This is a genomic window from Campylobacter concisus (assembly GCF_003048555.1).
Taxonomy (GTDB): Bacteria; Campylobacterota; Campylobacteria; order Campylobacterales; family Campylobacteraceae; genus Campylobacter_A; species Campylobacter_A concisus_AO.
Genome location: NZ_PIRR01000053.1, coordinates 1 through 8,135, shown reverse-complemented (window position 1 = coordinate 8,135; position 8,135 = coordinate 1). Strand labels below are relative to the sequence as shown.

Below are 8,135 nucleotides of genomic sequence, written 5' to 3'. Positions count from 1 at the left end.
CATAGCAAGCTTAAAAGCTTTGTTAAATTGATAGTCTTTACAAATTTAGCACACCAAAAATGGGAAGTATTAGCAAAAATTTATACAATTAAATTTATAAATTTTAAATGGTTTATGCCATAAAGCTTAAACCATTTTTATAAAAATTTATTCCAAATTTCTCAAAAACTCCGCATACTCTCTAGCGCCTCGCTCTAAATCGTCCTGGCTTGATACGTAGTCCACGCCCGGAGTCTCCTCGGCGCCGTAAAATGCGAAAAAATCGCGATAATCGGCGCGAAAATAGTATTTAAACGCAAGCTCAAACGGCGTAAGAACCTCGCGCAAGCTAAAATGATAGCGTCCTTGCGGGCAGTAGTCACTCTTTTTGATGCCTGCGGTCACGGCTAGCGCTACCTTGCGCCCCGCTATGCCGTCTGCGCCGCGTCCGTAGGCAAAGCCGTGCGTCATCACCGCATCGATCCATGATTTTAAAATCGGAGGGCAGGAGAAGTTGTGAAGCGGAAACTGCAAAACGAGGGCGTAGTGGGCCATGATGAGCTCTTGCTCGCGCTCGGCGTCGATGTTGCCGCCTGCGTAAACCTGCGTCAAATCATGAACGCTAAAGCGCTGCGGCTCCTTGAGAGTCTCTTGTAGCAAGCGTTTGTTTATGACTGAGTTTTGGATGTTAGGGTGTGCTAAGATGATTAGAGTTTTCATTTTTCTCCTTAAAAATTTAGCAAGAAGTGGGATTTATTTGATAAATAATTTAATAAAAACAGCAAAATTTTAAAAGAATTTTTAGAGCCAGATGGCTCTAAAATTAAGATTTGACGTTTTCTAAACTTGCCTTTATAAAGCCTAATATCACAGGATTTGGCTTAGTTAGACGGCTAGTAAATTCAGGATGACACTGCACGCCCACAAACCACGGATGGCCTTTTAGCTCGATAGCCTCTATCAGTCCATCGCTCTCACCACTTACCAAAAGACCGTTTTTCTCAAAAATTTCTTTATATTTTGGATTTGCCTCGTAGCGGTGGCGGTGGCGCTCTTTTACGCTCTTTGCATTGCCATAAATTTCAGCTAGAAGTGTCTTTGGTTTGATGTCGCAGTTATATGCTCCAAGCCTCATCGTGCCGCCAAGTGGGCTTGTATGCGTTCTTATCTGTTTTTTGCCGTGAGCGTCGATAAAGCTATCGATTAGATAGATGATAGGATTTTTACACTCTTTGTCAAATTCCATAGAATTTGCGTCTTCTAAGCCCAAAACATCCCTTGCAAACTCAATGAGTGCTAGCTGCATACCAAGGCAAATTCCAAGATAAGGTATCTTATTTTCACGAGCAAATTTTATAGCTTGCATCTTGCCTAAAACACCCCTTTCGCCAAAGCCGCCAGCGACCAAGATGCCATCCACGTCTTTTAAAAGCTCATTTACATTGTTCTCTTCTATCTTTTCGCTATCTATCCAGCGTAAATTTACCCTAGCGTCTAAATTTGCTCCAGCGTGGATAATGCCCTCAGTTAGGCTCTTGTAGCTCTCTTTTAGATCGATGTACTTGCCCACAAATGCTATTGTAGTTTCATTTGTTGGAGCGATGATCCTTTTTACTAGGCTATCCCACTTTGCCATGTCTGGTTTTAGCTCATTAAAGCCTAAATTTTCAGCGATTGGAGTTAGTATGTCTTGCTTTAAAAATGAAAGTGGAATTTGATAGATGCTTGCGCTGTCTAAGCTCTCTATGACGCAGTTTTTCTCCACACCACAGCTTGCTGCGATCTTATCTTTTAGCTCGCGGTTTAGTGGCATTTCAGATCTGCAGATGATGATATCTGGGGTTATGCCGATACGTCTTAGCTCGCCAACACTATGCTGAGTAGGCTTTGTTTTTAGCTCACCAGCTACTTTGATAAATGGCACGAGTGTTAGGTGTATATTTAGTGCTCTTTTTTTGCCAACTTCTACTCTTAGAGCTCTTATCGCCTCTAAAAATGGCAAGCCCTCGATGTCACCTACTGTTCCACCGATCTCAACTATGAGTACATCTTTGCCCTCGCCTGCTTTTTTGATGCGATCAACGATCTCGCCAACGATGTGAGGGATCACTTGTATAGTCTTTCCAAGGTAGTCGCCACGGCGCTCTTTTTCGATGACCGAGCTATAAACTCTACCCGTTGTGAAGTTATTATCTTGACTTAGGCTCTCATCTAAAAATCTCTCATAATGCCCCAAATCCAAATCTGTCTCTGCGCCATCGTCTGTGACAAAAACTTCGCCGTGTTCTAACGGGCTCATCGTGCCAGGATCTACGTTGATATATGGATCAGCTTTTAAAACACTTACTTTTAGTCCGGAATTTTTTAAAAGAGTCGCGATAGACGCAGCTGCAATGCCTTTTCCAAGTGAGCTTAAAACGCCACCTGTGATAAAAATATACTTCGTCTCTTTTGCCATTAAATTTCCTTAAATTTATTTATTTTTTAATTGCGGATTATACCCCTTAAATATTTAGTAAGGCATTAATCGTATAAATTTTAAAAATTATTCTTTAAGTCTTTTTGTTATAGACTTCAAAAACTATGATAAAAAACTACCTAAACATCATTGCCTCTTTATATATAGAGGGCTTTAAAAACATGAAAATAGGCAAAAAATTATGGCTTCTCATAATAATAAAGCTTATCATCATGTTTGGAATTTTAAAAGCCTTCATCTTTAACGAGACTCTAAATACCAAATTTCAAACCGACGAAGAAAAAAGCGAATTTGTAATTCGTAATTTAATAAAGGAATAAAATGTCTGAGATGGATTTTGTCGACTGGTCTAGGGCACAGTTTGCGCTAACCGCCATTTACCATTTTTTGTTTGTCCCGCTTACGCTGGGGCTAAGTTTTATCATCGCCATCATGGAGACTATATATGTCAAAACTGGCGATAAAGCCTGGCTTGAGATAACGAAATTTTGGCTAAAGCTCTTTGGTATAAATTTCGCTATTGGTGTCGCTACTGGCATCATCATGGAATTTGAGTTTGGTACAAACTGGGCGAATTATAGCTGGTTTGTCGGCGATATCTTCGGTGCTCCACTTGCGATAGAAGGGCTACTCGCATTTTTTATGGAAAGTACATTTTTTGCCATTATGTTTTTTGGCTGGGATAAGGTTAGTAAGAAATTTCACCTACTTTCAACATGGCTCGTTGCGATCGGTTCAAATTTAAGCGCACTTTGGATCTTAATCGCAAATGGATGGATGCAATACCCAATCGGTATGAAATTTAACCCAGATACTGCCAGAATGGAGATGGAAAATTTCTTCGAAGTCGCGTTAAATCCTCTTGGCATTAGCAAATTTTTACATACAGTAACTAGCGGCTATACCATCTCAGCTATTTTTGTGATAGGAATTTCTGCTTGGTTTTTGATCCAAAAACGCCACATCTTACTAGCTAAAAAAAGTATCGTCGTTGCTAGCGCATTTGGACTTATCACATCGGCATTTTTACTACTTAGCGGCGATGAGAGCGCATATTTTGTAGCTCAAAAGCAGCCTATGAAGCTTGCTGCGATGGAGGGACTTTATAAAGGCGAGAAAAACGCTGGTCTAGTTGCCGCTGGTATTTTAAACCCAGTTAAAAATCTTGGCGATGAGAGTGAGCCGTTTTTGCTTGAGATAAAGGTGCCTTACGCACTTAGTATCATGGCAAACAGAGAGCTTGACTCATTTACACCAGGTATTGATGACCTACTTTATGGCAATAGCGAGCACAATCTAATAAGCGTAGAAGAGAAGATGGCAAAGGGCAAAGTAGCTATAGAGGCTCTTAAAAACTACAAAGAGGCTAAAAAAGCAAATGACGAGAGCTTGATGAAAACTTCTCTTTCAAATTTAGAAAGTAATCTAAATTTCTTAGGATATGGCTATCTTAAAGACGCAAAAGAAGCTGTACCGCCAGTTGCACTTACATTTTATAGCTTTCACATCATGGTCGCTCTTGGCACTTACTTCATAGCTCTTTTTGCTATCACTCTTTATCTAAATCTCTCAAGAAAATATAAATTTGAAAACATAAGAGCATTTTTGTGGATCTGTCTCTTTACTATACCGCTTGGCTACATCGCAGCTGAAGCTGGATGGATAGTAGCAGAGGTCGGCCGTCAGCCATGGGTGATACAAGATCTCATGACCGTTGGCGTTGGAGCTACGAATTTAGCAGACTCAAATATCAAAATTTCATTTATATTATTTGCTGTTTTATTTACGGTCTTGCTGATTGCCGAGATCAAAATCATGCTTAAGCAAATAAAGATAGGATTTAACGATCATGCATAGTTTAAGCTTAGAAAATTTACAAATTTATTGGTGGTTTATAGTTAGCCTTCTTGGCGGACTTTTGGTATTTATGATGTTTGTTCAAGGTGGCCAGTCGCTCATCTTTAGCCTTGGCAAGGACGAGCTTAAAAAAGATATGCTCATAAATTCTATCGGTAGAAAATGGGAGCTTACATTTACGACGCTTGTTATGTTTGGAGGCGCATGCTTTGCGGCGTTCCCGCTATTTTACGCTACTAGTTTTGGTGGCGCTTACTGGGTTTGGCTGGCTATTTTATTTTGCTTTATCATCCAAGCCGTAAGCTACGAGTACCGCAAAAAGCCTGATAACTTCTTAGGCGCTAGAACTTATGAAATTTTCCTTTTCATAAATGGCTCACTTGGCGTTATCCTTATTGGCATGGCGGTTAGTACATTTTTTAGCGGAAGTGACTTTGTGCTAAATGAGCACAACTTTGTCGAGTGGAAGACTCCGTTTCGCGGCCTTGAAGCATTGGCAAACCCTTACTTGTATTTGCTTGGCATAGCGATGTTTTTCTTATCTCGCATAGGTGGCTGCTTATATCTTATGAACAACATCGCTGATGGCGAATTTATACAAAACGCTAGAAAACAGCTACTTATCAACACCGTGCTATTCTTGCCATTTTTCCTAGGCTTTCTTGCTTGGGTGCTTACAAAAGATGGCTTTGCATACGACGCAAACGGCGTAGTTAGCCTTATGCCTTACAAATACGCTATAAATTTGATCGAGATGCCTATCGTTGGCATATTGCTTCTTGTTGGCGTTGTTTTGGTACTTGTTGGAATTTTCCAAGGAGTATTTACAAAAAGTATTCGTGGAATTTTTGCTTACGGCGTTGGCGTTACGCTTGCTGTGACTGCGCTATTTTTGATAACAGGACTAAATGGCACAGCATTTTATCCGTCATTTAGTGACCTTACTAGCTCGCTAACTATCAAAAATGCAAGCTCTAGCCACTACACACTTGGCGTTATGGCCTATGTTAGCTTGCTAGTGCCAGTAGTACTTGCTTATATCATCGTCGTCTGGAGAGCGATAGATAGCAAGAAGATCACGCAAGATGAGATCAAAAACGATCATCACGCATACTAAGGATAAAAGATGTTAGAAGCAGGAATTTTTTTGATACTTTGGCCAGTGACACTATTTGCTAGCTATAAATTTGTTCTTTTTTCTCTTAAGAAATTTGAAGCAAATAACTAAAATTTAGGGGCGTTTGCTCCTAAATTCTTCTTTTTATTTTTACTCTTTAAAACGACTTCTTTATAAATTTATTTAAGCCACTTTTCATATATGCGTTAGTTTTGTGTGAAATTTCGGTAGTAAGATATCATTAAATTTTATTAAAGGAGCAAAAATGAGCAAGAATTTCTTAGGTTCTGTTGCCCTTGCGGCTGTTTTGGTTAGTGGTCTTAGTGTAGGTATCACGCCACTAGAGGCTGGAGTCCTGGCTCATCACGTAAAGGTTCAAGGTGAGCTTGGATCAGTCTTTATAAATCCTTACGACGTATCACCGCTAACTGCTATCATCGATAGAGCTGGCAAAGACATCAAAGATATCCATGTCAAAGTAAAAGGCAAGCCAGATGGCGGCATCGACATCGACTACAACGTCTCAGAGCATGCCCTGCTTACGCATGATGGTGTGCCTATTTGGGGACTTTACCCTGACTATCTAAATGAAGTAGTCGTAAGCTACACGTTTAACGGAGCTAAAAAGGTAGAAACATATAAAATTTACGCCCAACCTATCGTCACATATAGCCGTGATTTTAGATTTTCTCACATGCAAAAGACTCGCGTCAAAAAGGTCGATCCTGCGTTTAAAAATAGGCTCTATCTCATCAACAATACGATCACGAGCGTTTATAAGCCGCTTGACTGGAAAAACGGCGGAGCTGCTAGCTGGAACGACTTTACCGAAAACTACATCGTAGATACCAAAGGCGAGGTCAGATGGTATCTTGACTATCAGAAATTTTACGACCGCAGCGAGCGCAGAGTGATGGATGGAGGCATGATGATGGGCTTTCATCAGCTAAAAAACGGTGATATCAGCTTTGGTATGGCACAAAGATATCTAAGATACGACCTTATGGGAAAAGAAATTTATAATCGCCCGCTTCCAAGAGGCTACATCGATCTAAGCCACGAAGTTATGCCACTAAAAGATGACCATTCACTTCTTAGAGTTGGCAAATACAACTACCACCACAAAGATGGCAGAATTTCTCACACCATAAGAGACCACATCATCGAGGTAGATAGCACCGGCAAAGTGGTCGAAGAGTGGGATCTAAATGAAATTTTTGGCAACAACGTCTACCGCAGCAACCTCATAAAAGCGCTTGATGCAAGAGCTGTTTGCCTAAATATCGATATGGACGCAAAGGAGATAAAGATAAGCGACGATCAGCCATTTGGTGACATCACCTCTACTGGCACAGGCAGAAACTGGGCTCACGTAAATTCTATCTCATACGATGAGAGCGACGATAGCATCATCCTCTCACTTCGCCACCAAGGCATCGTAAAGATAGGACGTGATAAAAAAGTAAAATGGATATTAGCTTCGCCTGAGGGCTGGAGTGAAGAATTTAAAGCCAAAGTGCTAACTCCAGTCGATAGCAAAGGTAATAAGATAAAATGCGAAAACTCAAAATGCGAGGGCGAATTTGACTGGTCATGGACTCAGCACACCGCATGGCTAACACCAAGATACGACAACAAAGGCAGCATAAAACACCTAAGCGTATTTGACAATGGCGATGCAAGGGGTATGGAGCAGCCAGCCTTTAAAGAGGATAAATACTCCCGCGCAGTTGAGTACAAGATAGATGAGAAAAAGGGCACGGTTGAACAAACTTGGCAGTTTGGCAAAGAGCGTGGATTTGACTTTTATAGCGCAGTTACTAGCAACGTCGAGTGGCAAAAAGATAAAAATACCTACTTCATCTCAAGCTCAAATGTAAATTTACTTCGCCCTGACAAGACTATCAAAATGGTCTTAGTTGAGATCGATCCAAAGACAAATGAGATCAAATTTGAGATGGATGTGGACTCTGCTTCAAGAGATGATGTTGCTTATAGGGCGATGGTTATTGATCCGGAGGTATTTAGTTATTAGCAGTATCTGGTGTGAGATTTTTCTCTCACCAGCTTTTAGTTGTTGTTTTGAAATTTATAGATTGCTTCTTTGATTCTAGTAAGGTTAAAATTTATCGCTCGCTCTAGTTCTGGCAAGTCTATATCTTTATCCGCTTCAAATGCTTTTACCATCTCGCTTAGCTCTTTTGTCTCATCACTTGCAAGGACTATGCTTTTAAAATTATCATCGTCTATCTGGTCAAATTTTAAAAAGATTGATGCAAATTTATCTTTTAAAATTTCTTTATTTAGCTTTCTATTTTCCAAAGCTTTCTTTGTTCCACCATTTTTATTACAGGTTCTAAATATCGAATCTATTGTTTCATTCACTTCATCAAGTAAAATTTCTGTTTTTTCACTTTGCATATAAAACTCTCTTAACTATAAATTAAATTTAAAATAAAAGCTAAATCGCTCTTGTTTTGGAGATTAGAAGTTGTTTTACTTTTTCGCGTAAAAAGGAAAAATTAAAGTTGTATTTGTGAAGTTATTTTCATAAAAGTTTGCGCCAGAATTTAAAATTTTAGTTTGCATTGGCATCACTTTTATGCCCTCTATTTTTGCGATCATTTTCTCATCCTTGTTAAAAAATTTTATCGCATTGTATAAATTTTCATAGGTCTTGTAAATTGTACCAAGGTACAATAA

The 8,135-nt window shown here is 39.7% G+C and carries 8 protein-coding genes; 4 read left to right on the top strand and 4 right to left on the bottom strand.

From position 1 onward, the window contains the following. Positions 1-147: 147 nt before the first annotated feature. Both CVS92_RS08150 and CVS92_RS08145 read right to left on the bottom strand, forming a co-directional pair. Positions 148-699: an NAD(P)H-dependent oxidoreductase gene (locus tag CVS92_RS08150; protein ID WP_107789106.1), complete on the bottom strand. Its 552-nt coding sequence runs from the start codon at positions 697-699 to the stop codon at positions 148-150. 103 nt (positions 700-802) lie between these two features. Beyond that, entirely contained in the window at positions 803-2,437 is a 1,635-nt protein-coding gene (locus CVS92_RS08145; protein ID WP_087578046.1) for a CTP synthase, read from the bottom strand. Between the two features lie 125 nt (positions 2,438-2,562). Between CVS92_RS08145 and CVS92_RS08140 the strand changes: the two genes are divergently transcribed. The 4 genes from CVS92_RS08140 to CVS92_RS08125 all read left to right on the top strand — a co-directional run bounded on the left by CVS92_RS08140 (position 2,563) and on the right by CVS92_RS08125 (position 7,467). Continuing rightward, complete coding sequence (locus tag CVS92_RS08140; protein WP_021091886.1) at positions 2,563-2,778, top strand: DUF4492 domain-containing protein; 216 nt, start codon at positions 2,563-2,565, stop codon at positions 2,776-2,778. Position 2,779: 1 nt separating this feature from the next. After that, positions 2,780-4,315, top strand: coding sequence for a cytochrome ubiquinol oxidase subunit I (locus CVS92_RS08135; protein ID WP_107789105.1), 1,536 nt, complete (start codon positions 2,780-2,782; stop codon positions 4,313-4,315). Next, on the top strand, positions 4,305-5,432 hold the full coding sequence (locus tag CVS92_RS08130; protein WP_234398722.1) for a cytochrome d ubiquinol oxidase subunit II: 1,128 nt from the start codon (positions 4,305-4,307) through the stop codon (positions 5,430-5,432). Before CVS92_RS08135 ends, CVS92_RS08130 begins: the two co-directional genes overlap by 11 nt. A 265-nt stretch (positions 5,433-5,697) precedes the next feature. Beyond that, the gene (locus CVS92_RS08125; RefSeq protein WP_107789103.1) at positions 5,698-7,467 is read left to right on the top strand and encodes an aryl-sulfate sulfotransferase; all 1,770 of its coding nucleotides are present in this window, start codon (positions 5,698-5,700) and stop codon (positions 7,465-7,467) included. A gap of 35 nt (positions 7,468-7,502) precedes the next feature. Here the strand turns inward: CVS92_RS08125 and CVS92_RS08120 are convergent, their stop codons facing one another. Together CVS92_RS08120 and CVS92_RS09180 are read right to left on the bottom strand one after the other, a co-directional pair. Continuing rightward, a complete protein-coding gene (locus CVS92_RS08120) occupies positions 7,503-7,853 on the bottom strand; it encodes a hypothetical protein (protein WP_103640679.1) in 351 nt (116 codons plus the stop codon). A 75-nt stretch (positions 7,854-7,928) separates the two neighbouring features. Further along, the coding region (locus CVS92_RS09180) for a hypothetical protein (RefSeq protein ID WP_234398721.1) at positions 7,929-8,135 on the bottom strand (207 nt) is incomplete at its 5' end.